General features: G+C 71.6%; 21 protein-coding genes and 1 tRNA gene. 10 read left to right on the forward strand and 12 right to left on the reverse strand.

The window, feature by feature from the left end; all coding sequences use genetic code 11:
• The first annotated feature begins 25 nt into the window (after positions 1–25).
• Positions 26–436 (forward strand): hypothetical protein, encoded by a 411-nt coding sequence (locus tag EDF63_RS06330; protein WP_123312103.1) that lies wholly within the window; start codon positions 26–28, stop codon positions 434–436.
• On the forward strand, positions 436–906 hold the full coding sequence (locus EDF63_RS06335) for a hypothetical protein (RefSeq protein ID WP_185021324.1): 471 nt from the start codon (positions 436–438) through the stop codon (positions 904–906). The genes EDF63_RS06330 and EDF63_RS06335 overlap by 1 nt, the downstream gene beginning before the upstream one ends.
• A gap of 77 nt (positions 907–983) precedes the next feature.
• Here the strand turns inward: EDF63_RS06335 and EDF63_RS06340 are convergent, their stop codons facing one another.
• From EDF63_RS06340 to EDF63_RS06355, 4 genes are all read right to left on the reverse strand, one after another.
• Positions 984–1,862 (reverse strand): aldo/keto reductase, encoded by an 879-nt coding sequence (locus tag EDF63_RS06340; protein WP_123312106.1) that lies wholly within the window; start codon positions 1,860–1,862, stop codon positions 984–986.
• A gap of 59 nt (positions 1,863–1,921) precedes the next feature.
• Positions 1,922–3,169, reverse strand: coding sequence for an FAD-dependent oxidoreductase (locus EDF63_RS06345; RefSeq protein ID WP_123312107.1), 1,248 nt, complete (start codon positions 3,167–3,169; stop codon positions 1,922–1,924).
• A gap of 182 nt (positions 3,170–3,351) precedes the next feature.
• Positions 3,352–3,819 (reverse strand): DUF6264 family protein, encoded by a 468-nt coding sequence (locus tag EDF63_RS06350; protein WP_123312108.1) that lies wholly within the window; start codon positions 3,817–3,819, stop codon positions 3,352–3,354.
• Between the two features lie 10 nt (positions 3,820–3,829).
• Positions 3,830–4,702, reverse strand: a complete 873-nt coding sequence (locus EDF63_RS06355; RefSeq protein ID WP_111086303.1) for a CoA ester lyase — start codon at positions 4,700–4,702, stop codon at positions 3,830–3,832.
• A gap of 162 nt (positions 4,703–4,864) precedes the next feature.
• Between EDF63_RS06355 and EDF63_RS06360 the strand changes: the two genes are divergently transcribed.
• The gene (locus EDF63_RS06360; protein ID WP_123312109.1) at positions 4,865–8,719 is read left to right on the forward strand and encodes an ATP-binding protein; all 3,855 of its coding nucleotides are present in this window, start codon (positions 4,865–4,867) and stop codon (positions 8,717–8,719) included.
• Between the two features lie 315 nt (positions 8,720–9,034).
• A complete protein-coding gene (locus EDF63_RS06370; protein WP_123312111.1) occupies positions 9,035–9,616 on the forward strand; it encodes a CDP-alcohol phosphatidyltransferase family protein in 582 nt (193 codons plus the stop codon).
• 89 nt (positions 9,617–9,705) lie between these two features.
• Here the strand turns inward: EDF63_RS06370 and mscL are convergent, their stop codons facing one another.
• From mscL to EDF63_RS06385, 3 genes are all read right to left on the reverse strand, one after another.
• Complete coding sequence (gene mscL, locus EDF63_RS06375) at positions 9,706–10,206, reverse strand: large conductance mechanosensitive channel protein MscL (protein WP_123312112.1); 501 nt, start codon at positions 10,204–10,206, stop codon at positions 9,706–9,708.
• A gap of 71 nt (positions 10,207–10,277) precedes the next feature.
• Complete coding sequence (locus tag EDF63_RS06380) at positions 10,278–10,562, reverse strand: FmdB family zinc ribbon protein (protein WP_123312113.1); 285 nt, start codon at positions 10,560–10,562, stop codon at positions 10,278–10,280.
• 1 nt (position 10,563) lies between these two features.
• Positions 10,564–11,148 carry a 5-formyltetrahydrofolate cyclo-ligase gene (locus EDF63_RS06385; protein WP_111086298.1) on the reverse strand — a complete coding sequence of 195 codons (585 nt, stop codon included), beginning with the start codon at positions 11,146–11,148 and terminating at the stop codon, positions 10,564–10,566.
• Positions 11,149–11,263: 115 nt separating this feature from the next.
• Between EDF63_RS06385 and galU the strand changes: the two genes are divergently transcribed.
• The 5 genes from galU (at position 11,264) to EDF63_RS06410 (ending at position 16,261) form a co-directional block, all read left to right on the forward strand.
• Positions 11,264–12,154 (forward strand): UTP--glucose-1-phosphate uridylyltransferase GalU, encoded by an 891-nt coding sequence (galU, locus tag EDF63_RS06390; protein WP_123312114.1) that lies wholly within the window; start codon positions 11,264–11,266, stop codon positions 12,152–12,154.
• Between the two features lie 87 nt (positions 12,155–12,241).
• Positions 12,242–12,901 carry a GNAT family N-acetyltransferase gene (locus EDF63_RS06395; RefSeq protein WP_111086296.1) on the forward strand — a complete coding sequence of 220 codons (660 nt, stop codon included), beginning with the start codon at positions 12,242–12,244 and terminating at the stop codon, positions 12,899–12,901.
• Positions 12,902–12,974: 73 nt separating this feature from the next.
• Complete coding sequence (locus tag EDF63_RS06400; protein WP_185021302.1) at positions 12,975–14,066, forward strand: hypothetical protein; 1,092 nt, start codon at positions 12,975–12,977, stop codon at positions 14,064–14,066.
• A gap of 73 nt (positions 14,067–14,139) precedes the next feature.
• A tRNA-Ala gene (locus tag EDF63_RS06405) sits at positions 14,140–14,215 on the forward strand.
• A gap of 177 nt (positions 14,216–14,392) precedes the next feature.
• Complete coding sequence (locus EDF63_RS06410; RefSeq protein ID WP_148061740.1) at positions 14,393–16,261, forward strand: hypothetical protein; 1,869 nt, start codon at positions 14,393–14,395, stop codon at positions 16,259–16,261.
• Positions 16,262–16,366: 105 nt separating this feature from the next.
• Here the strand turns inward: EDF63_RS06410 and EDF63_RS06415 are convergent, their stop codons facing one another.
• Entirely contained in the window at positions 16,367–16,750 is a 384-nt protein-coding gene (locus EDF63_RS06415; RefSeq protein WP_123312117.1) for a hypothetical protein, read from the reverse strand.
• 110 nt (positions 16,751–16,860) lie between these two features.
• On the opposite strand from EDF63_RS06415, the gene EDF63_RS06420 reads away from it, so the two are divergent.
• On the forward strand, positions 16,861–17,919 hold the full coding sequence (locus tag EDF63_RS06420) for an amidase domain-containing protein (RefSeq protein WP_123312118.1): 1,059 nt from the start codon (positions 16,861–16,863) through the stop codon (positions 17,917–17,919).
• Between the two features lie 31 nt (positions 17,920–17,950).
• On the opposite strand, the gene EDF63_RS06425 is transcribed toward EDF63_RS06420, so the two are convergent.
• The 4 genes from EDF63_RS06425 to EDF63_RS06440 form a co-directional block, all read right to left on the reverse strand.
• Positions 17,951–19,180 carry a hypothetical protein gene (locus EDF63_RS06425; protein WP_185021303.1) on the reverse strand — a complete coding sequence of 410 codons (1,230 nt, stop codon included), beginning with the start codon at positions 19,178–19,180 and terminating at the stop codon, positions 17,951–17,953.
• 151 nt (positions 19,181–19,331) lie between these two features.
• The gene (locus tag EDF63_RS06430; RefSeq protein WP_123312119.1) at positions 19,332–21,200 is read right to left on the reverse strand and encodes a glycoside hydrolase family 2 TIM barrel-domain containing protein; all 1,869 of its coding nucleotides are present in this window, start codon (positions 21,198–21,200) and stop codon (positions 19,332–19,334) included.
• An 87-nt stretch (positions 21,201–21,287) separates the two neighbouring features.
• Complete coding sequence (locus EDF63_RS06435; protein WP_123312120.1) at positions 21,288–21,743, reverse strand: MaoC/PaaZ C-terminal domain-containing protein; 456 nt, start codon at positions 21,741–21,743, stop codon at positions 21,288–21,290.
• A gap of 73 nt (positions 21,744–21,816) precedes the next feature.
• Positions 21,817–23,277: a CHAD domain-containing protein gene (locus tag EDF63_RS06440; protein WP_123312121.1), complete on the reverse strand. Its 1,461-nt coding sequence runs from the start codon at positions 23,275–23,277 to the stop codon at positions 21,817–21,819.
• Positions 23,278–23,385 lie beyond the last annotated feature (108 nt).

The following is a 23,385-nucleotide window of genomic DNA, read 5'->3' on the forward strand; positions in this document are numbered from 1 at the left end:
GACCGATCGAGGGGGACTCTCCACCATGCCGAAGAACAAGTTCATCGCGCTCGCCACCGCCGGCCTTGCGCTCACCCTGCTCGCCGGTTGTTCGACCGGGCCGTCGAAGGCCGAGCAGTGCACCCAGTTCGAGAAGACGGTCAAGTCCGCTGCCGAGGGCGTGCAGTCCGAGGCCGCGAACCTGCAGTCCGACCCGGACGCCGCCGTCACCAAGCTCAAGGAGCTCGACGAGAAGATCTCCGACGGCGTCGACGACCTGTCCGACGACGACCTGCAGGACAAGGGCGAGGCGTTCGAGGACGCCTACGGTGACCTCGTCGACCAGATCGAGGACATCGCTGACGACCCGCAGTCGGCCGACGTCTCGGCGCTCACGAAGTCCAGCACCAAGGTGCAGGACGCCGGCAACGCCTTCCAGAAGGAGTGCAACTCCTGATGCGCCGCACCCTCACCGCGGTGACCACGGCGCTCGTCGCCGTGGCGCTGCTGGCGGGCTGCTCCGGCGGATCGTCCGACGACGGCGACTCGGCGGACACGTCTGCTCCGTCGAAGTCGTCCGCCCCGTCGAAGACGTCGGCCGCCAAGCAGACCACGACCGAGGCGTGCGCCCTGGTCGAGAACGAGCTCAAGTCGTTCATCGCCGAGCAGACGTCGTCCTCGGCGCCGGCGGACCCCGCGGCGCGCGCGAAGCTGGTCGGGGAGTTCACCGACCGCCTCGACGCTGCGCTGCCGAAGGTCACGAACGACGACGTCCACGACGCCTTCGAGGACTTCACCGAGGACGCGAAGGAGTACGCCTCGGCGCTCACCTCCAGCGGCTCGGCCGACTCCGCCGAGGCGAAGGACGCCCAGACCGACGTGCAGTCCTCACTGAACGAGGTCTCGGCGGTCTGCCCGAGCAACTAGTCGCCACACCAGGCCCCGGCACCACGACGCCCCGCAGCTCCGACCGGAACCGCGGGGCGTCGTCGTGCCGGGGCGGCTCAGACGGCAGCCGGCTGCGATGCGTCGAGTCGCGCGACGTCCTCCGGCCGCAGCTTCACGGTCGGTGCGGTCAGCGAGTTGAGGATCGACTGCGGGCGCGACGCCCCGGGGATCGGCACGACCACGTCGCTCTTCTGCAGCTCCCACGCGAGCGCGATCACCTGCGGTGTGACGCCACGGTCCCGCGCGATGTACGCGAAGTCCTCGTAGGCGGTGCCGAGATCGGCGGCGTTCGCGATGCCGCCGAGCGGGCTCCACGGCAGGAACGCGATCCCGAGCTCGTCGCAGAGCTCGAGTTCCGGCTCGCTCGACCGGAACTTCGGCGAGAACTGGTTCTGCACCGAGGCCAGCCGTCCGTCGAGGACCTCGTTCGCCGTCCGGATCTGGTCGGGGTCGGCGTTCGAGATGCCGGCCATCCGGATGACCCCCTCGTCGAGCAGCTCACCGAGTGCTCCGACGGACTCGGCGTAGGGGACCGCGGGGTCCGGACGGTGGAACTGGTACAGGCCGATCGCCTCGACGCCGAGGCGCTTCGCCGAGGCCTTCGCCGCCTGCTTCAGGTACTCCGGGTGGCCGTTCTGCGCCCATGCGCCGGCCTCCGGTCGCAGGTGTCCGCCCTTCGTGGCGATGAGGATGGACTCGGTGTCGCCGTGGAACTCCCGCACGGCCCGGGCGATGAGCTCCTCGTTGTGCCCCACCTCGTCGTGGGCGGCCAGGTGGTACGCGTCGGCGGTGTCGATGAGCGTGACACCGTTCTCGAGCGCGGCGTGGATGGTCGCGATGGACTGTCGTTCGTCGGGGCGCCCCTCGATCGACATGGGCATCCCGCCCAGACCGATGGCACTGACCGACACGTCTCCGATGACTCGTTGCTTCATGCGCCCAGCATGCGCCGGGGGCGCACGGTCACGCCCAGGGTGCGTCGCTCGTCCCCGGCTCAGCGCCGCGCCCAGCCCGGCGCGTGCTCCGGCAGCGGGCCGAAGGCGATGCCCCGGGCGTAGAGGCCCCGCGACGGCGGCACGTACCGGGCGAGCAGCACGGGCAGCAGCGGTGGCCCGTTCCGCAGCTGCCCCGCGAACGCCCGCTCGAAGACGACGCGGTGCAGTACGGCCTGCGCCGACTGGACGACCACGGCCGGTGGCCTCCGACGGCGCTGCACCGCGGCCAGCGCAGGGTTCAGCGCCGGACCGCTCCGCCCGTGCCGGAGCGCCGGCACCAGGATCGCGGCGGTCGCCACGGCGTCCTGCACCGCCAGGTTGATCCCCACCCCACCCGCGGGGGACATCGCGTGGGCCGCGTCGCCGATGCACAGCAGACCCGGCCGCCACCACCGCCGCAACCGGTCCATCCGGACGTCGAGCACGTGCACGTCGTCCATCGAGCCGATCGCGTCGACCCGGTCGGCGAAGTCCGGACGGAGCCGGGCCACCCGCGCCCGGAAGGCGCCGACGCCCTCGGCCCGCAGTGCAGCGTCCGAACCCTTCGGGGCGAAGTACGCGACCTGGTGGTAGTCGGGCCGCGGGAAGCTCAGCAGCACGTCCCGGTCGGAGAACGCCGGCGTCAGGGCGCTCGCCGCGTCTCCCGGACGCCGGGGCAGCCGGAACCACCAGGTGTCGAACGGCACCGGGAACGCCCGCGGCACGAAGCCCGCGGCCCGATGCAGGACCGAGTTCCGTCCGTCGCACGCGATCACGACGTCGGCGCGGAGTTCCTCCGCGTCCCCACTCCCGTCGCGCCGGCGCAGGTGCACCCCGGTGACGACGCCGTTCTCCTCGATGAGCCCGGTCGCCGCGAGGCCCATCGCGATGTCGAACGACGGTTCCTGCCGGGCAGCGGTGACGAGCAGGTCGAGCAGGTCCCACTGCGGCACCATCGCCACGTGGTCGTACGGGGGCTCGAGCCGCGAGAAGTCACCGAGCAGCAGCCGCGACCCGTCGGGCATCGGCAGGGAGAAGTCGTCGAGCCGAGACTGCGGCAGCGCCCGGAAGCGCTCGCCGAGGCCGAGCTCGTCGAGCAACCGGATCGTCGAGGCGTGCACGGTGTCGCCCCGGAAGTCCCGGTGGAAGTCGTCGTGCTGTTCGATGACGCGCACGTCGATGCCGGCCCGGGCGAGCAGTAGTCCGAGGACGACCCCGGCGGGGCCGCCGCCGACCACCGCGACCGTCGTCCGCGACACCGTCACCATGCCCTGGACGCTACGCCGTGTCGGACGGGAGGCCCGGGGCCGTGTCCGCCACGGGCCTCCCGTCCGGCGCCCGGTCGCGTCTGCCCGCGCGACGCGACGCGGTGCGACAGTCTCGACGTCGTGAGACATCGATCGTGTCGTTCGGAGTCGGTCCGGCAGGACCAGCGCGGTGCGCGTCGGCGCTAGGCGCTCGCGGACACCGACGACGACGCGGTCTCGCCGTCGGCCGCGTTCGCGAAGACGACCCCGCCCCACGCGATCACGCCGATCGCGAGCACGAAGCCGACCGCGGCGATCCACCACGACGACTTCCGGCGGATCCACGCGCCGATCGCCAGCACGATCGTGGCGACGCCGATCACGAACGCACCACCCACCGCGATGGCCGTACCGCCGATGTAGCCGCCGGGAGTGCACCCGGCCGAGGCGTCGCACGTCGCGGTCGCCGAGATGACTGCGATGATGCCGACGACGGCGGTGACGATCGTCATGACCGCACCGAAGGCCAGCAGCAGCACGGTCGAGATCCGGTCGGCGAGCTTCGCGGGCGGGAACAGCGTGGTGCCACCGCGCTCCCAGGCCGCGCGCTGCGGGTCCTGGGGGCCGGGCGAGGACTGCGGCGGACCGCCGGGGACGTTGGACCAGGTCATGGGAGCAGTCCTACCGCGCTTCCACGCCGAACGCCTGTGCGAGTCGCTGGATCTTCTGCGCCCGACCCAGGCGCGGCAGGTCGGATCCGTCGCGGATGACCTTGCCGCGGGCCTCGAAGTCGTCGAGGAAGTCCTGCGCCCAGGCGACGTCGGTCGGCGTGGGGGAGATGACCTCGTTGATGACGGGCAGCTGCTCGGTGTCCAGGCACAGCTTGCCGGTCAGGCCGAGCGAGACCGCGACCTGGGACTGCTCGCGCAGGATCGGGTGCGACGACCCCACCGTCGGGCCGTCGATCGGGCCGGGCAGGTCGCCGACGCGCGAGGCGACGACGAGCTTCGACCGCGGGTACGCCATCGCCAGGGTGTCGGCGCTCGTGCCGGTGTCGCGGCGGTAGTCGCCGGAGCCGAACGCCAGCCGGAACGCACCCTGCGCCCGCGCGATCGAGACGGACTCCTCGATGCCGAGCGCCGACTCGACGAGGGCGATCACCGGGGTCTGGCCGCCGAGCCGGTGCCACGTGTCGGTGACCTGCGCCGGGGACTCGGTCTTCGCGAGCATCACGCCCTGCAGCCCGGGCAGGCCGCGGAGCTCCTCGACGTCGTCGGCCCAGAAGTCGGTCGTGACGTCGTTGATCCGCACCCAGGCCTCGCCGCCGCCGGCCAGCCACGCGGCGACGCCCTGCCGTGCCGAGGGCTTGGCGGCGGGGTCGACGGCGTCCTCGATGTCCAGGATGATCTGGTCGGCGCGGGACCGCTGGGACTTCTCGAACCGGTCGGTCGCGGTACCGGAGACGAGCAGCCACGAGCGGGAGATCTCGGCGGGGACCGATCGACGCCGGTTCGGCGTGGGGGCGGACGGGGTGGTGCGGTCGTCGATGGCCATGCCCCGTTGGTACCACATCGGACGCCACGGGCGTCCCATCGGCCGTGCGACGCGGCCGGTCTGGCGGGTGCCGCGTCGGCCGGAAACCCCGAAACCTCGGTTCATTGCCAGAGAGGGCGCGCGTTCCCGCCTACAGTGTCGGATGTGTGGCGAGCGGACAGGGTGACCGACGGTGAGGACGACGTGAACGACGACGTCCCCGTCGAGGGTGCCCCCGCGCGCCCCGACGACGAGCGAGACGACCGCGATGAGCGAGACGACCGAGACGAGCAGCAGGACGTGGACGAGGACCGGACCGACGACGAACCGGACCGTACGCTCCGCCCGGAACTGCAGCTGACCAGCCCGCAGGCGATCAGCCTCGGCGACCCCCGGCTGCAGGCGGGCAACGCGGCGGAACCGACGTGGGACGGCTGGCGCGGCCAGCTCACGGGCGTCGGCGGCACGAGCCCGCTCACCCACTTCAGCGACCACCCCCGCGCCCGCATCGAGCTGTCGACGACGCACCCGGGCGGCCTCGCCCAGTTCATCACCGGCAAGACCACCCTGCTGTCCAGCCTGATCCGCGACGAGGTGGCCATCCGTGCCGCCCGTGTCGCCGCCGGCCAGGTCGAGGCGAAGGGCACCGAGCTCGCGACGGTGCGCGGCATCGACGCCGTCAAGCTCGGCATCGGCATGGCCGACTGGAAGCACGGCGACGAGCAGTTCCGCGGCCCGGTGCTCCTGCGCCCGCTGGCGATCCGCCGCCACGGCCGTGACTTCGAGGTCCGACTCCTCGGCGAGCCCGTGCTCAACCCGGGGCTCGCCGACGCCCTGCACGAACAGTTCGGCGTCATCCTCGACGCGCAGTCCTTCGTGGCGCTCGCCCAGCAGGACGGCTCGTTCACCCCGAACCCCGTCATCGACCGACTGCGCGGCCTGACCGCGCACATCCCCGGCTTCTCGGTGCACGCCCGGCTCGTGGTCTCCACGTTCGCCGAGGTCGCGACCGGCATGGTCGAGGACACCGGCGACCTGTCCCACCCGGTGCTCGACGCCCTCGCCGGCAACCCGAGCGCCAAGTGGCAGGTCGAGCAGTCCTACCACCCGGTCGAGCAGACGCCGTCGGACGAGCGCAGCCCGGAGACCGACACCCTGCTGCTCGACGCCGACGACGAGCAGGAGAACGTGATCGCGCAGATCGCGGCCGGCAACTCCATCGTCGTGAAGACCCTGCCCGGCACCGGCGGCACCCAGACGATCGTGAACGCCCTGGGTGGCCTGGTCGCCGCGAACAAGCGCGTCCTCGTGGTGAGCCCGCGCCGTGCGACCCTGCGGGGCATCGCGGCCCGCTTCGGCGAGGTGCAGCTGCCCGGCGTCGCGGTCACGCCCTCGACCCTGCGCCGTGACGTCGTCCGTGCCATCGCGCGGAACGAGAAGGCCGCACGTCCGAACCTCCGCGAGGTCGACGACGCCCTGGTCCGGCTCCGCAAGGTCCTGAAGGACTACCGCGGCTCGCTCACCCGCAAGGACGCCGACTTCGGCGTCTCGGTGCTCGACTGCCTGGTCGAGCTCTCGCGGCTGTCGCTCCTGCCGGTCCCACCGTCGACGACCGCGCGTCTGTCGAAGCAGTCCGTGGCGTCCATGGTCGAGGGGCGCTCGCGTGTCGCCGAGACGATGGTCAGCGCGGCCAACCTCGGTGAGTTCCGCTACGGCCCCGACGACTCGCCCTGGTACGGCGCGAAGTTCTCCACCAGCGACGGCGCCCAGCGCGCCCACCGCATCGCCAAGGACCTCGACTCCGAGGGGCTGCCGACGCTCCTCCGCCGCGCGCACGACCTCGTCGCCACGACGCACATGCGCCAGTTCACGACGATCAACGAGCTCGGCATCTACCTGCGCCTGCTCACCGAGATCCGTGACACCCTCGACCGCTTCCTGCCGGTGGTCTTCGACCGCTCGGTGTCGGAGCTCGTCGCCGCCACGGCCCCGCGTGGCGAGGGTGCCCCGATGTCCTCGACGAACCGTCGTCGCCTGAAGAAGCTCGCTCGCGAGTACGTCCGCCCCGGCGTGCACGTCTCCGACCTGCACGAGGCCCTGACCCGGGTGCAGCAGCAGCGCGTGCTCTGGCAGCGCTACGTCGCCGCCGGCGTGAACCCCGAGGTGCCCACGGGCATCGCGGACGTGCAGGTGCTGTTCTCGAACGTCGCCGAGGACCTCGCGCGCCTCGACGAGCCGCTCGGCCGGACCGAGCGCGACCGTCAGCTCGCGAACACCCCGGTCGACCAGCTCGTCCCCACCATCGCCGAGCTCGCGGCCGAGTCCGACGTCCTGCACAACCTGCAGGAGCGCACCGAGCTCATGCAGACCCTGCGCGACCTGCAGCTCGAGCCGCTCATCACAGACCTGGCGAACCGGCACGTGCCGGACCTGCAGGTGCCGGCCGAGCTCGAGCTCGCCTGGTGGCAGTCCGCGCTCGAGACCATGCTCGAGTCCGACCGGGCCCTGCTCGGCGCGAACACCGACATGCTCGACCGGGTCGAGGCCGACTTCCGCCTCGTCGACGACGCCCACGCGGCCGGGGTCTCCCAGGGCCTCGCGTGGCAGCTCGCCGAGAACTGGAAGGTCGGACTCGTCGACTGGCCGGAAGAGGCCACGGCGCTGAAGACCCAGCTGCGCGAGGGTGCGATCACCTCGCGGCTGCTCCAGGACTCCGCACCGCACCTGTCCCGATCCATCGCGCCCGTGTGGCTCGCGAGCCCGTACGAGGTCTCGCAGATCGCCGACACGATGCCGTTCGACACCGTGATCCTCGTCGATGCCGGAGCCGTGACGATCGCCGAGACCGTCGGAGCCGTCCGTCGTGCGCGCCAGACCGTCGTCTTCGGTGACCCGGTCACGCAGACGCCGTCGCCGTTCCGCATCACCGTCGACCCCGAGCACCGTGCGCTGCAGGTCGACGAGGGCACCCTCGACGCCTTCCACGCCGACTCCGCCCTGGCGAAGCTCTCCACCCTGCTGCCGACCCTGTCGCTCTCGCGGTCGTACCGTGCCGGCGGCGAGGACCTGGCCGAGCTCGTGAACCGTCGCTTCTACGGCGGCAAGATCGAGTCGCTCCCGTGGGCCGGATCGTTCCTCGGCCACGGCTCGATCGCGCTCGACTACGTCAGCGACGGCAAGGCCGTGCCGGACCCCGAGTCCGGCGCCGTCGAGAGCGTCGACGCCGAGGTGGACCGCGTGGTCCGACTCGTCATCGACCACGCCCGAACCCGCCCGAGCGAGTCGCTCATGGTCATCACCGCCTCGGCGAAGCACGCCGTGCGCGTCGAGCAGGCCGTGCTGACCGCGGCGCAGGGCCACAAGGACCTGACCGAGTTCGTCATCGGCGACCGTGCCGAGCCGTTCATCGTGGCGACGCTCGAGCAGTCGGTGGCGCAGAGCCGCGACCGCGTCGTGTTCTCCATCGGCTACGGCCGCACCCCGCACGGCCGCGTCCTGCGCGACTTCGGTCCGCTCGGCAAGCCCGGCGGCGAGCGGCTGCTGGCGGTCGCGATGACCCGTGCGCGTCGCTCGATGGTGATCGTCACCTGCTTCCAGCCGTCCGACATCGAGGCCGAGCGGATGGGCCACGGCACCGTCGCCCTCGCCGAGATCCTGGCCGAGGTGCGTGCGCGCACCACCGCCGAGTACGTGCCGGACGACTCCGACCCGCTGCTCGTGGACCTGGCCCGCCGGCTCGAGATGCGTGGCATCCCGGTCGCGCTCGGGCACCGCGGCAAGCTCGGCCTGGTGGCCGCGCACGGCGGGGTCTGCGTCACGATCGAGACCGACGCGTCGCTCGTCAAGGGCTCGTTGCGCGAGTCCCTGCGCCTGCGCCCCGAGGTCCTGCGCCGACTCGGCTGGCACTACGTGCGGGTGCACGCGTTCCAGCTGTTCTCCGACCCGGACCGCGTCGCGAACACCGTCGCCGCGGTGCTCGGTGTCGACCGTGGTGCCACGCAGGAGATCTCGATCCCGCCGATTCCCGCCCGCCGATGACCGACCGGCCGAGTCGGCGGGCCTCGCGGCCCGCCGGTCCGGTGACGCCGGAGACGGACCAGCTGGTGGGCACGTGGACGCGAGCCGACGACGCGTCGTCAGCCGCGCCTCCCGGTCCAGCAGCGTCGACCGGAAGCGAGACGGACGATCTGTCGGGAGGCCCGGTGCGGCGCCGCAGACGTGTCACCACCCAGCCGGTGCCGGGCTACGACCCGGCACCGCCACCGGAACCGGCGCGACACCGCGACGGGGAGAACGACGACCAGCTCCGGCGCGACGTCCCGCCCCACTGGTGAACCGGTAGCCTGTCCTGCGATGACTGACACCGTACGGCAGCGCCCCGACTGGCAGACCTGGCCGAACCTGATCTCGCTGGTCCGGCTGCTGCTGATCCCGGTGTTCGTGTGGCTCGTCGTCGCCGGACACCCGGGCTGGGCGCTCGTCGTACTCGTCGTCATCGGGGTGAGCGACTGGGCGGACGGCTTCATCGCGCGCAAGTTCGACCAGGGCTCGAAGCTCGGCAAGGCGATCGATCCCGTCGCCGACCGCCTCGCCATCATCGCGATCGTGCTGTCGCTCGTGCTGACCGGACTGCTGCCGTGGTGGGTCGTCGCCGTCGTGGTGCTCGTCGACCTCGTGCTCGTCGTGCTGTCGAGCGTGCTGTTCCGCGGCAACCCGGACCTCGACGTCACCTGGACGGGCAAGATCCGTTCCGCACTGCTCTTCGTGGGCCTGCCGGTGCTGCTCTTCTCGGCCGTGCACGCCGTCGACGAGAACGCGCCGTGGGTGCGGGGCGTCGCCCTGGTCTTCGTGTACCTCGGCACCGTGGGCCACGTGCTCGCCGGCATCCAGTACGCCCTGGCGATGTTCGCGAAGCGCCGCCGCGTCACCGCCTGACGGTCACCCGCCCCGAACGAAACCAGGTTCCGGACACAGCACCGCGGATCTCCGTGGTGTCGTGTCCGGAACCTGGTTCCGGTGCGCTGCTAGAGCTTCGTCGAGCCGCCGATGCCGGGTCCCTCGGGAGCGGTGTTCGGGGCGATGTGGGCGCCGGTCCCGGTGCTCGTCGAGACACCCTTCTGGGAGCGGAGCAGGTCGCGGATCTCGAGCAGCACCTCGACGTCGGTCGGGGGCACGTCCTGCGGGGTCTGCTCCTCGTCGTTCTTGACGCGCTCGAACGCCACCTTCTTCAGGTGGTTGACCGGTACGACGAGGGCGAAGTAGACGACCGCGGCGACGATGACGAAGTTGAGCACGGCGCCGATGATCGCGCCGAAGAGGATCGACGCGTGGCCGCCGGACACCGTCGGGATCTTCCAGACCAGTGCCTCGTCGAGGCTCGACGCGTTGAACGCCGCGCCGATGAGCGGGTTGATCAGTGCGTTGACGATCGTGGTGACGATCGCGGTGAACGCAGCACCGATGACGACTGCGACGGCCAGGTCGATGACGTTGCCGCGGAGCAGGAACTCCTTGAAGCCCTTCACGGGACTCCTTCCGGTCGAGGACAGCCGCCGGACGGCGACTCCATCAACCTATCGGCGAGGAGTCCTGGTGGTCACGACGCGCTGGGCTTCGGCGTGCTCGGCTTCGACTCGGTCTTCGCGGGGGTGGCCTTCGTCTCCGACTTCGCCGGCGTGCTCGACGAGCCCTCGGACTTCGGCGCCGGGCGGGAGTCGGTGCGGTAGAAGCCGCCGCCGTTGAACGTCACACCGACGGGGGAGAACACCTTGCGCAGGACACCGCCGCACACCGGGCACTCGGTCAGGGTGGCGTCGGAGAACGACTGCTTGATGTCGAACGCGTTGTCGCACTCGGTGCAACGGTACGAGTAGGTGGGCACGTCAGCTCCGGAACGTGATGATGCGCGACGGCGTGATGATGCCGTCGACGGGTTCGTCGTGGGGTTCGCGCGGGACCTCGTCGAGGTACTCCGCGTCGAAGATCACAGCATAGACGGGCGGGCGCTTCGCCATGGACCCGAGGGTCTTGTCGTAGTAGCCGCGACCCCATCCCATCCGGACGCCGTCGTGCCCGACCGCCGCCGCGGGAGCGAGGATCGCGTCGACGTCGTTGATGGCGAGCGGGGACAGCACCTCGCCCACGACCTCCGGCATGCCGAAGATCCCCTCGGTCTCGCTCTCACCGTCGCCGACCGCCCAGTCGAGCAGGCCGTCCTCGCGCGTGACCGGCAGGAGCACGCGGATGTCGTGCGCGAACGCCCAGTTCAGGAACGGGCGGACGTTCGGCTCGTCGGACGCCGACAGGTACAGCGCCAGCGAGGTGACCTGGCGCTCCTCGGCGAAGCGCTGCAGGGTGGCGGTGAGCGCCGCGCTGTCCGCGTCGCGTTCCGTCGTGGTCCGGGTGCGCCGCCGCTGCCGGAGTTCGGCTCGCAGGGCGCGCTTCTCGTTCCCGAGATCGGCGATCATGCGCAGGAGTCTACCGAGGGCATCCGTTGCGGCTTCCCGCCGGGAAACGCGCTGATGCCGTGTCCCCTGTAGCGATGACATGCCCCGGAAACCCGGATCGGATACGGTCTGGGGCATGGGCTTCCAGATTTCCAAGGCGGTGATCCCAGCGGCAGGGCTGGGCACTCGCTTCCTCCCCGCGACCAAGGCGATGCCGAAGGAGATGCTCCCCGTCGTCGACAAGCCAGCCATCCAGTACGTGGTGGAAGAGGCCGTCGGCGCAGGACTCACCGACGTCCTGATGATCACGGGCCGCAACAAGAACGCACTCGAGAACCACTTCGACCACGTGTCGGAGCTCGAGGAGACCCTCAAGAAGAAGGGTGACCACGAGAAGCTGCAGAAGGTCAACCAGTCGACGGACCTCGCCGACATGCACTACGTGCGTCAGGGCGACCCGCTCGGCCTCGGCCACGCGGTGCTCCGCGCGAAGATGCACGTCGGCCGCGAGCCGTTCGCCGTGCTCCTCGGCGACGACATCATCGACGCCCGCGACCCGCTGCTCAAGCGCATGATCGAGGTCCAGGGTGAGAAGAACGCCACGATCGTGGCGCTGCTCGAGGTCCCCGAGTCGCAGACCCACCTGTACGGCATCGCCACGGTCGAGCCGACCGACACCGACGACGTCGTGAAGATCACCGGGCTCGTCGAGAAGCCCCCGCAGGGCGAGGCGCCCTCGAACCTGGCCATCATCGGCCGCTACGTCATCCGCCCCGAGGTCTTCGACGTCCTCGAGAAGCAGGAGCCCGGCAAGGGCGGCGAGATCCAGCTCACCGACGCGCTCATGAAGATGGCGAGCGCCGAAGAGTGGACCGGCGGCGTGTACGGCGTCGTGTTCCGTGGACGCCGGTACGACACCGGTGACAAACTCGACTACATCAAGGCGATCGTGCAGCTCGCCTCGGACCGCGATGACCTCGGCCCCGACCTCAAGTCGTGGCTGAAGGAGTTCAACGCGGGCGAATGAGTCGGCCATCCCGCCCGGGTCCGTGCACACGGACCCGGGCGGGACACCCCGTCCCGCACAGCGGCGGGATCCCGGAGGAACCAAGCGATGACGACGATCCCGACCCTGTCCCACGGGCGGGTCACCATCCGGCCCCTCCGGCTCCGTGACACGCGCGACCTCGACCTCGCACTCGCGTCGAACCGATCGTGGCTCCGCACCTGGGAGGCCACGAACCCCTCTGGACACGTCTCCACCGACGTCCGCGGCAGCATCCGCGCGCTCCAGGCCAACGCCCGCGCGGGACTCGGACTGCCGTTCGCGATGGAGCTCGACGGCCGGTTCGTCGGGCAGCTGAACGTCTCCGGCATCACCTACGGGTCGCTGGCCAGTGCCTCGATCGGCTACTGGGTCGTCGAGGACGCCGCCGGACACAACGTCACCCCGATCTCGGTCGCCCTCGCCGTCGACCACTGCTTCCGCGCGGTCGGGGTGCACCGCATCGAGATCTGCATCCGGCCCGAGAACGCCCCGTCCCTGCGCGTCGTCGAGAAGCTGGGCTTCCGGTACGAAGGGCTGCGTCGCCGGTACATCCACATCAACGGCGACTGGCGCGACCACTTCTGCTTCGCGCTCGTGGCCGAAGAGGTCCGTGAGGGCGTCCTCGAGCGGTGGGTCCGCGGGCAGGTGCCACCCGGCCTCGGTGCCGTACCGCTCGCCGCCCGTGACGAAGCGGCGCTGCCGATCACCACCACGCCCCGGCTGTAGATTCCGCCGCGACACGCGCAACACGCGTTCCGCAATCACGCGACGGGGATACCCCCGCCCCTACCGTGTTCGCATGGCAGGAATCGGCTCGTGGGGTGGCGGCATCGTCCTGCTCGTCGCGGCCGTCCTCTGGCTCGTCTACCTGATGCCGTCGTGGGCCGCCCGACGCCAGTACCTGGCCACCGAACGCAACGCGATCCGGCTGCAGCAGACCCTGCGGATCCTGGCGCAGACCGCCGAGCTCCCCGACGAGGTCCGTGTCGAGATGAACGCGAAGTCACTGGCCGAGGCGCAGCGTGTCGCCCGGTCCGAAGAAGCCAAGCGCACCGCCATCGTCCGCGCCCACGAAGCCGCGCGCCAGCGGGAGATCACCCGCCGCCTCGCCGAGCAGGCCCCGGTCCTCGAGCGTGCGTCGTCGGTGCCCGCCCTGACCGCGATGCGCATGCGCCGCTCCCGCCTCGGAGCCACCCTGTTCGGCACGCTCGGCGTCGTCGTCGCGCTCGTCGTCTTCGTCGCGGCACCGGCCCTGTGGCTCGTCGGCGTCGCCGGGCTCCTCGCCGCGGGTGGGTCCGCAGCGGTCCTCGCCCAGCTGCACCAGGTGGCGACGGCGCGGAAGACCCGTGTCGCGGCGGCCGAGGCGGGCGCGAGCCGTGCCTCCCGGCCCACGACCACGTGGACGGACCCGGCGCCGCCACTGACCACCGAGCAGTCCGCAGAACCCGCGCAGGACCGCAGCTGGACCCCGAACCGGGTGCCGAAGCCGCTGTACGTGGAGCGTCCGACGGCCCCCGCTGCCACGCCGGAGTCGTCCGCCGAACTCGCCGCGCGACTCAAGGAGCGCGTCGCCGAGGCCAAGGCCGAGGCGGACGCCGAAGCCGCGGCGATCCGTGCGGGGGAGTCCGATCCGTCGCTCGCCACCGTGTCCCGGATGCGTCCGGAGCTCGAAGAGGCGGCGGCGTCGCTGTCGGCGCACGACCAGGGGCGTCTCGCCGAGCGGCTGGGGCTGCGTGCTCCCGCCGTCCCGGAGCTCGTCGCCGCGACGCCTGACGAACCGGCCACGCCCACGGGTCCGCCGAGCAAGTGGGCCGGCATGGGTGTCCTGGACGACGACGCGTACCAGCAGGCCGACCTCGACGCGATCATGCGTCGGCGCCGCGCGGTCTGAGTCGCGGCTCGCCCGACCGGCTGGCCACGATTTCGGTTCGGCCGAACGGTGGTGCTAGTGTGGTCGAGCACTTGGGGCTATGGCGCAGTTGGTAGCGCGTCTCGTTCGCAATGAGAAGGTCAGGGGTTCGAATCCCCTTAGCTCCACCAAGGCAAAGCCGATCCGGCCCGGAACCAACAGGTTCCGGGCCGTTCTGCGTTCGGTGTGTTCCACAGGCTCGCGTCACTGTGTCGTCATGCACAGTTCGCGGACAGGGGTGGTGTGTTGCTGAGCGCATCGTCCTAGACTCCCGGTGCGCCGACAGGGCGCGGGGAACGGGGGAACACGTGCGCTTCAGGACTGCCATCGCATCGATCGGGACGGTGCTCGCCGTCACTGCCGGGCTGCTCGTGGTCGCCCCGGTGGCGCCGGCCTCGGCCGCAGCGCCGACCACCGGGCGGTTCACGCCCGTGGCGCCGGCGCGAGCCTGGTCCGGTACCGCGACGAGCAAGCTGACGACCGTGACGCTCGGCGGCCGGAACGGCATCCCGTCGAACGCGACGGCGGTCGTGCTGACCGCGACCGTGACCTCGCCGAGTGCGGCCGCGTACGTGAGCGTCGCCCCGTTCGGCAGCACCGCGAGCCCCGCCATCCAGAACTTCGCCAGGGCGCAACCGATCTCCGGCACCACCACGGTCGGACTCACCGGCGGCAAGGCCCAGGTGAAGGTCTCGGCCGGCAAGGCGACCGTCGCCCTCGACGTCGCCGGTTGGTACGGCACCAGCGCCACCGGGTCGACCTACACGCCGCTCGCGCCGACGAACGTGCTGAACGGCACCGTCACCACGGGCGCGAAGCGCATCGTCGTCGCGGGCAAGGCGGGCGTGCCGTCGAACGCCACTGCCGTCGTGCTGCAGGCCGACGTGTCCCGTCCCGCGACGAGCGGCCGACTGCGCCTCACCCCGTCCGGCAACAACGCCGGCGTCGTCTCGCTCATGTACTCCAAGGGCACCACCGTCGCGAACACGACCACCGTCCGGCTGTCCGGCGGTGCCGTCCAGGCCAAGGTCTCCTCCGGGTCCGCGCGCGTGCTCGCCGACGTCGTCGGGTACTACGCGCCGAACGCCAACGGGTCGGTGTTCGTGTCGGCGCACCCGGTCCGCGCCGCGACCGTCGCCGCCGGCACCACCGCCACGAGGGTGACCGTCGCCGGGACCGCGGGTGTGCCGCGCAACGCGACCGCGGCCGTCATCAACGCCAAGGTCGGCGGCGGCAGCGTCGGGGGATCGCTCCGCGTCGTCGGCGCCGGGCTCGCCTCGAGTGTGCCGACGCAGGTCTACGCAAAGGGGCAGACCATCGGCAACGCGCTCATCGCACCCCTGGCGTCCGGTGGGCAGGTGCAGGCGAAGGTGTCTGCGGGCAGGGCCACCGTGTACGTCGACGTCGTGGGGTACTTCCTCAACGGCAACAGCGGGTCGGGGACGGGGGTCGACGTCTCGTACCCGCAGTGCGGCAAGAGCGTGCCGACCGACCAGTCCTTCGGCATCGTCGGGGTGAACTCGAGCCTCGGCAACACCACGAACCCGTGCCTGCAGCAGCAGCTGTCCTGGGCTGCATCGTCCGCCGGCGGTACCGCACAGCCGAAGACGCAGGTCTACGCGCTGTTCGCCAATCCCGGGGCGGCTGCGGCATCGGTCTGGCCAACGTCCAACGCCGCGCCGGACGGGCAGTCCGTGACGAACCCGTACGGCACGTGCACGGCACAGTCTGGCGCGAAGCCGACCTGGAAGACGACGTCGGCGTGCTCGTACATGTACGGCTACGCCAGGGCCTACGAAGCAGCGAACACCCGGGGCGTCGCGAACCCGGGGCAGTACCGCTGGTGGCTCGACGTCGAGACCGGCCTGTCCCACCTGAGCGACACCGGTCAGAACCGGGTGGCGCTCGAGGGCATGGTCGCGGCCCTGAAGCGCAGCGGTGTCACGCAGATCGGCGTCTACTCGACCTCGTACCAGTTCCGCACGATCATGGGCACCGTCCCGACCACGAGCCCGCTCCGGCCCCTGCCGAGCTGGATCGCGATCGGTGACGGCCGCCTCGACCAGGCGCAGGCAGCATGCTCCGGTGCGCGGCTCCTCGGCGGCCCGATCGCGATGACCCAGTACAAGACGCCGTTCGGCTCGACGGAGATCGACCGCAACTGGTCCTGCTCCTGACGAGGCCGCACGCGGTTCGCGACGATCCACGAGTCGTTCGTCGGGTGTCCTGTCGGAAAACGGGTGCGGACCGGTCCGCACCCGCGCCCCGGCGACGCGACCGCGTCAGCTCGCGAAGCTGTCCGTCAGCACCCCCGCCTGCGCGAACGCGGTGTGGATCGCGTTCGCGGCCTGCTCGAAGGCACGGTTGCCGCGCGAGACCCCGAGCGCACCGCCCTTGATCGCGGACTTGCCGGACCCGCGCAGCAGCCGTGCAACCGTGCGGCCGTCCGGCGTGACCATGATCTGCACGTCCAAGCGGGTGTGGAAGGTTCGGTCGTTCGCCAGGCCACCGATGAGCAGCGTGAGGCCCAGGCTGCCGCGGGTGGCTCGGAGCGCGCCCTGCTCGGCGTCCTCCACCGTGTAGCCCTCGTTGGCGAGTGCCGAGCGGACCTGGCCGCGAGCGGTCTCGGGGTCGGTGGCGACGAAGAAGTCGTGACTCTCGGGCATGGTCTGCTGATCCTCTCGAAGGCGTCCGTGCGGACACGGAGGACGCTCGCCCCCCGACGACGATCATGCCGTGCCGGAACGTCAGGTGTGTCGCTTACGCTGGCTGTGTCATGACTGCCTCGATGAACCGTCGCGCCCTCCTGTCCCTCGCCGGTGTCGCCGGGATCGGGCTCGCGGTCGCCGCGTGCTCGTCCGGCAGCGACGATGCCGGCAAGAAGAACGGCAGCAGCGGCAAGAACGACAACGCCGAGGACGGCAACGCCGGCAAGAGCACGACCACCCCGAAGCCCGTCGCGAAGTCCCTGACCCCGGCGCAGGTCCCGCTCGCCGGCGGCGTCACCGTCACCGTCGCGGGAACCGGTCTCGCCGCGGTCAAGGGCGTCACCGTCGGCGGTGTCGCCGCTCGTGACGTCACGGCCACGGCGTCGAAGGTCACCTTCACGGCCCCGCACCAGGCGATGTACACCGCCGGTGACGCCGACGTCGCGCTCTTCACCGAGTCGATCGAGCCGAGCCCGTCGGCCAACCAGTCGTCGGACGGCAACGGCAGTGCCGCGAACGACGGGCAGACCGGTGCGACGCAGGACTCGGCCACGGCGACGCCCGCACCCACGACCGCCCCGGTGCCCGACCCGTCCACCGCTGTCGCGACGTCGTCGGTGGCCTACGCCGCGCTGACCGACGTCGACCGGCAGCTCCAGTACGCGATGGCGCACTGGAAGGACTACAACCTGTCCGAGTACGGCACCATGAACCCGATCGGCGGTGACTGTGCGAACTACGTCAGCCAGACGCTCATCGCCCGCGGCTGGGAGCAGCGGTCCGACTGGTACAACCGGGCCGCCGGTGCCGAGCACAGCGCCACGTGGACGTACTGCCCGACGATGGACCCGTGGCTCGAGACGAACGCCGCGGAGTTCGGGCTGACGCGTCGGAGCTCGGACGAGCGCGACAAGGTCAAGGTCGGCGACATCGTCTTCTACGACTGGAACGCGAACGGGTCGCCGGACCACACCACCATCGTGTCCGAGGTCTTCACCGAGTCCGACGGCACCATCCGCATCAAGTCGGCGAGCCACAACCAGGACGGCCCGTACCGCGACCTCGACGAGATGATCACGGTGCAGCACCCGGGCGGGACGGCCTGGTTCCACACGTTCGACGCGTAGGCAGACAGGCCGACTTGCATCAGCCCGCAGCTCAGGGGTACCCGAGGAACCACAGCAGCACGATCGCGACCGGCTGCAGGCACACCCCGACCACGAGCCACGTCACCGCCCGCCGCCGCGTCCGCACGAACACGTCCGACCCGAGCAACGGCGCCATCGGCATGAGCAGCCGCGGCAACGACTGCTGCGGCAGGAACACCGCCACCAGGTAGAGCCCGTACGACGCCGTGAACGCGAGCACCTCGGTGCCGAGCGCGCGGGTGCTCCGTCGGGTGAAGAACCACACCGCACCGCCGAGCACCGCCACCACGAGCACGATGCCGATCGGCCCGAGCCAGGTCGAGGCCATCGCGAACCACGGCGTCAGCGGGGCGAAGTGCTGTCGCCCGACGAACCCCACCCACCACGACAGCTCGGTGTCCAGGTAGGCGTTCGGCCGCCCGGTCACCGCCGAGGCGATCACCGGCCACGCGAGTCCCGCTGCCGCGACGACGAGTCCGGAGACCACGATCGCGATGCGGTCCCGCCACGGGAACACCTCGGCGGGTCGCGCGGACCGTCGGGACTCCGCCCACCGCACGACCAGGTGCACGGCCAGCGCCACCGCGAGCGCGAGGACTCCGGGTTTCGTGAACGCCGCGACGACCCCGAGCGGCGCGATCAGCCAGTACCGCCGCCGCACCAGGGCCAGCAGCGCCCCGAACAGCAGGACGAGGAGCAGGCTCTCGGCGTACGCGACCTGCAGCAGGAACCCGGTCGGCGCGAACGCGAAGAGCGCGGTGGCCCAGCGGGCCCGGTGCGAGCAGCCCACGGCGAGCACCAGCCGGTACAGCAGCACGCAGGCCCCGGCTCCCGCGATCGTCGCCACCAGCACGCCGGCGACCCAGAACGAGCCTCCGGTGACGGTCATCACGACCCGCACGATCGCGGGGAACACGGGCAGGAACGCCCAGGCGTTTGGCAGCACGTGCCCCACGTCGTCGACGGGGAGCGTGGCCGGGTAGCCGTGCTCCGCGATGGTCCGGTAGAACGAGGCGTCCCACGACCCGGAGAACGTGAAGAACGACGGATCCCGCCGGTACGACGCGAACGTCCAGTCGTTCGCCGTCGCCAACACGTACATCGTCGCGAGCAGCAGCGTGCTCACCACCCGTGATGCCGCCCAGATGAGCAGGGGCGCGGTCCACGCACTGCGGGGCCCGGTCAGCAGGCTGCGCACCCCCGACCGGGAGGCCCGGGTCGTCTCCGCCACGCTCGTCACCCGCCCGATCCTCCCAGACCAGGGCCCGTGCCCGCTCCGGTGGCCGGCCGCGCGCCGGGCCGCGCGCCGATCTGCGTGCTTCGTGAGCAGCAATGGTCGGGTCCGTCTGCCGGACCCGACCATTCCTGCTCACGAAGTGCGAGCCTCCCGGTCAGCGACCGGTGACCGCGCGACGGATCTGCTCGATCGGCACCTTCGGGGAGCGGTCGGCGTTGAGCAGACCGTTGGTCTCCTGCATGGTGTCGGTCAGCTGCGTGTAGCAGGAGCCGGCGAGGAACGAGCTCGCCCGGATCGCGTCGTACAGCGCCGTGATCCGGGTGACCCAGTCGTCGCCGTCGCTGGCTGACGTGTAGCCCCAGCCGTCCTCGCGCTGGACGCCCGGCTGGTAGTTCACGCCGCCGAACTCGGTGAGCATGACGGGCTGGCCCTGGTCCTCGGCACCCCCGACGAGGATGCGGCGATCCGCCGGGCCGATGCCACCGAGGAGCCGGGTCCGTGCGGTGTCGTCCGCGTAGGTCGCCGCGAGCCGCGGCCCGTCGCCCTCGTAGTCGTGGACCGTGACGATGTCGGAGTTGGTGTGCTCCCACCCGTCGTTCGAGATCACCGGACGCGTCGGGTCGATCGCCCGCGTGACGTCGGCGAGTGCCCGGGCGTAGGCCTGCTGCGCGGGGTCGGTGGCGATGTGCTGCACGCCCCAGCTCTCGTTCGCCGGCACCCAGGTGACGATCGACGGGTGTGAGGCGTCGCGCTCGACGGCGTCCATCCACTCGCGCATCAGGCGCTGGACGGCCCGCGGCGAGAAGGCGTAGGCGCCGGGGGCCTCGCCCCAGACCAGGATGCCGAGCCGGTCCGCCCAGTACAGGAACCGGGGGTCCTCGATCTTCTGGTGGTTGCGGGCGGCGTTGAAGCCGAGCTCCTTGATGAGCTCGACCTCGCGGCGCAGTGCCTCGCGGGACGGTGCGGCGATGTGCGAGTCCGGCCAGTAGCCCTGGTTCAGCACGCTGCGGACGTCATGGCTGCGGCCGTTCAGCAGGAAGGTGCCGCCGTCGATCCCGACGGTGCGGAGCCCGAAGTAGGACGCGACCGAGTCGATCGGCGTCGTACCGGCACGGGGGAGCAGCGAGACCGTGGCGTCGACCAGGCGCGGGGCGTCCGGGGTCCAGTGCAGTTCGTCCTCGGCCTGCCCGTTCGTCTGCCGCGAGATCGGCACGACCACGTCGAACTCGTCCGAGCTGTCGCCGAGCGTGGACTCGACGGTGGCGAGGTGCTCGTCGCGCTCGTCCCACCGGGCGACGACGCGCAGGCGCTCGCCGCCGGTGCGGTCGCCCGCGATCCGGACGGTCAGGCGCACGGTGGCGTGGTCGACGTTGGTCCAGCGCAGGGACTCGATCGAGGCGGTCGGCACGGCCTCGAGCCAGACGGTCTGCCAGATGCCGGTGGTGCGGCGGTACCAGATGGCGTGCGGGTCCTCGTGCCAGTCCTGCTTGCCGCGGGGCTGGGTCAGGTCGTGCGGGTCGTCCTCGGCGCGGACGACCAGGGTGTGGACGGCGTCGGCGTCGGGGTCGGTGGCGAGGGCGTCCGTCACGTCGAACGAGAACGGCGTGTGGCCGCCCTCGTGCTCGCCGATGAACTGGCCGTCGATCCAGACGCGGGCGCGGTAGTCGACGGCGCCGAAGTGCAGGACGAGTCGGGGTGCGGCGGTGCCGTGTCCGGCGGCCTCGAGGTCGGCGCGGGTGATCGCACGGGAGTACCAGACCACCGGGTGGAAGCCGGGCTCGTCGATCCCCGAGGCCACGGACTCGGGCGGGAACGGCACGACGATGTCGCGGGCGTCGGGGAACCCGGTGCTCCAGGCGGAGTCGTCGCCGTCGTTCCGGAAGGACCACGTGCCGTCGAGGTCGGCCCAGGCGGCGCGGAGCATCTGCGGCCGAGGGTACGTGCCGTCCTGCCGCGAGGCGAGGGGGAGTGCGGGAGCGGATGCGGTGTCAGGTGCGGCCACGGTGCCGTCGAGCGTGCTCATGGCTCCATGCTCCCGCTCCGGTACATCGTTGTAAAGGGCGTCGCAAGGTTTGCCACCCGGCAGAACCGGTGGGTGCCCGGAGCGGTGTCAGGCGATCGCGGCGTCGCGCGTCAGGACCATCACGTCCATGCGTCCCTGCTGCACGACGTCGCCGCGCTGGTTCCGCAGCGAGACCGTCCGCTCGACGATGCCGGTCTTCCCCGAGCTCGTCAGGCGTGTCGACAGGATCTCGACCTCGCAGGTCACGGTGTCCCCGATGAACACCGGCGCGGTGAACCGCCACTGGTCGATCCCGAGCAGTGCCACGGCCGACCCCTCGAACACCCCGGTCCGTGCGATCAGCCCCAGGCAGAGCGAGGTGCCGAGCAGCCCGTGCACGATCCGCTGCCCGTACCGGGTCTTGCCGGCGAACTCCACGTCGGTGTGCACCTGGTTGTTGTCGTTCGTCCACGAGGCGAACGACACGACGTCCGCCTCGGTGATCGTGCGACCCGGGGTCGTGAAGGTCTGTCCGGCGGCGAGGTCCTCGAGGTAGTGGGGCACGCCTGCGATTCTCGCAGAGCAGCCCGACGAGCAGCGCGCCGAGCATCACGCCGAGCATCACGCCCGGCCTCGCTCACAGCCGGGCGAGCACCTTCCGCGAGCGTCGCAGCCCGCGCTCGAGCATCGCGTGCTCGGCCGTCGCCAGCGCCCCGTACCCGAAGGTGTCGGCGCCGTCCCGAGCAGCGGGACCGGACAGCCGACGGTAGGCGGCTGCCGCGTGGGCGGCGTCGAGGGCGTCGCCGGGCGTCTCCTGCACCCGCCGCAGCCGACCGAGCCGCCGCTTCCCCAGGTCGGCGACGTCACCGGCTGCCTGCAGCGCGTACCGCAGGCGCCGTGCCGCCTTCCGGATCTCGTGCAGGGCGTCGAGGTCGTTCGATCCGCCGTCGATCAGCCGCCGGACCCGGGCGCGCTCGCGGTCGACGCGCTTCGCGACGAAGGCGGCGGCGTCGTCCTGGGCGTGCGGTCCGGCCGGGGCGCGGAGCAGGATCTGGTCCAGCGCATCGAGCGCGCGGAACCAGTCGTCGGAACGCAGGACCTGGCGGAGTTCCGCTGCGGCCGCGCTCCGGAGCGCCGCCGCACGCTCGCCGATCCGGTCCAGCGTCGGCGCGTCGACGAATCCGTCGGGAGCCCGCGCTGCCGACCGGAACAGCCCGCCGTGCAGGACCTCGGCGTCGCGGGCGGCACCGGCGACCCGTCCGACCTGGGCGAGGGCGGCCCGCAGCGCTTCGGTCGCGTCGCGGTCGAGCGCTCCGCGGTACGCCGCGAGCACGCTCCGCAGCCGACGGACCACCTTGCGGAAGTCGTGCACGGACTCGTGCTCGTCGGCACGGACCCGCGGGTCGACCGCGACGAGGTCGGTGCGCAGCGACTCGAGCACCCGCAGCACGAACGCAGCAGCGGTGCCCGAACGTGGTCGCTTCGCCCGGTTGCCGCGCCGCTCCGGTGCGAGCACGGGAGTCGGCGGGACCGCGACGGCCGAGGTCGACGGTGGCTCGGTGGCCGCGTCGTCCAGGGCCCGCTCCGCCGCCCGTGCGGTGGCGCCGTCCCGCCCGTCGTCCGACAGCGCCCACCACCGCGCGGACCGCAGCGTGGTGGTGTCCGGGTCGCCTTCGTCCACCCGGACGTCGGCGATCTCGGCCCGGACCCGACCGTCCTTGCCGCGCAGGGTGACGAGGGTCGTCGTGGTGTCCCGGAGGCGGACCGTCGCCACCGCCCGCCCGCGCAGGAACACCTCGACCGCATCGCGCGGGGGCTGCTCGACGTCGGGGAAGTCGAGGTCCGGGCCCAGCGGCTCCGGACCCTCGCCGCGGTCGAGGCTCCACGAACCGTCGTGGGCGCGGGTGAGCGTCACCCCTTCGCCCGCGAGCACGCGCTCCTCGGTGTCCCAGAGGGTCTCGCGGAGCGTCACGGTCTCGTGCCGTTCGACGGCCGATGCGAGGGGCTCGAGCGCGGGCAGTCGGCGGTCGTCGGGGACCCGCCAGCTCCGGCGGGGATCGGTGCGGGCGGTGTCGGGGGCGGGGTGCTGGCTCGGCATGTCCGCAAGTGTCGTCCGCCGGCGCCCGTGCGGTCCGAGCGCGGGCGCGTTCTGTGGACGGGTGGCCCAGAACCGCGAGCTGTGCAGGGATGAGGAACGGACTCGGCA

It is taken from the genome of Curtobacterium sp. JUb34, assembly GCF_003755065.1.
Taxonomy (GTDB): domain Bacteria; phylum Actinomycetota; class Actinomycetes; order Actinomycetales; family Microbacteriaceae; genus Curtobacterium.

Coding starts and splice junctions, on each gene's coding strand:
- EDF63_RS06330 (WP_123312103.1), top strand. CDS start 26: ATGCCGAAGAACAAGTTCATCGCGCTCGCCACCGCCGGCCTTGCGCTC.
- EDF63_RS06335 (WP_185021324.1), top strand. CDS start 436: ATGCGCCGCACCCTCACCGCGGTGACCACGGCGCTCGTCGCCGTGGCG.
- EDF63_RS06340 (WP_123312106.1), bottom strand. CDS start 1,862: ATGAAGCAACGAGTCATCGGAGACGTGTCGGTCAGTGCCATCGGTCTG.
- EDF63_RS06345 (WP_123312107.1), bottom strand. CDS start 3,169: ATGGTGACGGTGTCGCGGACGACGGTCGCGGTGGTCGGCGGCGGCCCC.
- EDF63_RS06350 (WP_123312108.1), bottom strand. CDS start 3,819: ATGACCTGGTCCAACGTCCCCGGCGGTCCGCCGCAGTCCTCGCCCGGC.
- EDF63_RS06355 (WP_111086303.1), bottom strand. CDS start 4,702: ATGGCCATCGACGACCGCACCACCCCGTCCGCCCCCACGCCGAACCGG.
- EDF63_RS06370 (WP_123312111.1), top strand. CDS start 9,035: ATGACTGACACCGTACGGCAGCGCCCCGACTGGCAGACCTGGCCGAAC.
- EDF63_RS06385 (WP_111086298.1), bottom strand. CDS start 11,148: ATGATCGCCGATCTCGGGAACGAGAAGCGCGCCCTGCGAGCCGAACTC.
- galU (WP_123312114.1), top strand. CDS start 11,264: ATGGGCTTCCAGATTTCCAAGGCGGTGATCCCAGCGGCAGGGCTGGGC.
- EDF63_RS06395 (WP_111086296.1), top strand. CDS start 12,242: ATGACGACGATCCCGACCCTGTCCCACGGGCGGGTCACCATCCGGCCC.
- EDF63_RS06400 (WP_185021302.1), top strand. CDS start 12,975: ATGGCAGGAATCGGCTCGTGGGGTGGCGGCATCGTCCTGCTCGTCGCG.
- EDF63_RS06415 (WP_123312117.1), bottom strand. CDS start 16,750: ATGCCCGAGAGTCACGACTTCTTCGTCGCCACCGACCCCGAGACCGCT.
- EDF63_RS06420 (WP_123312118.1), top strand. CDS start 16,861: ATGACTGCCTCGATGAACCGTCGCGCCCTCCTGTCCCTCGCCGGTGTC.
- EDF63_RS06430 (WP_123312119.1), bottom strand. CDS start 21,200: ATGAGCACGCTCGACGGCACCGTGGCCGCACCTGACACCGCATCCGCT.
- EDF63_RS06440 (WP_123312121.1), bottom strand. CDS start 23,277: ATGCCGAGCCAGCACCCCGCCCCCGACACCGCCCGCACCGATCCCCGC.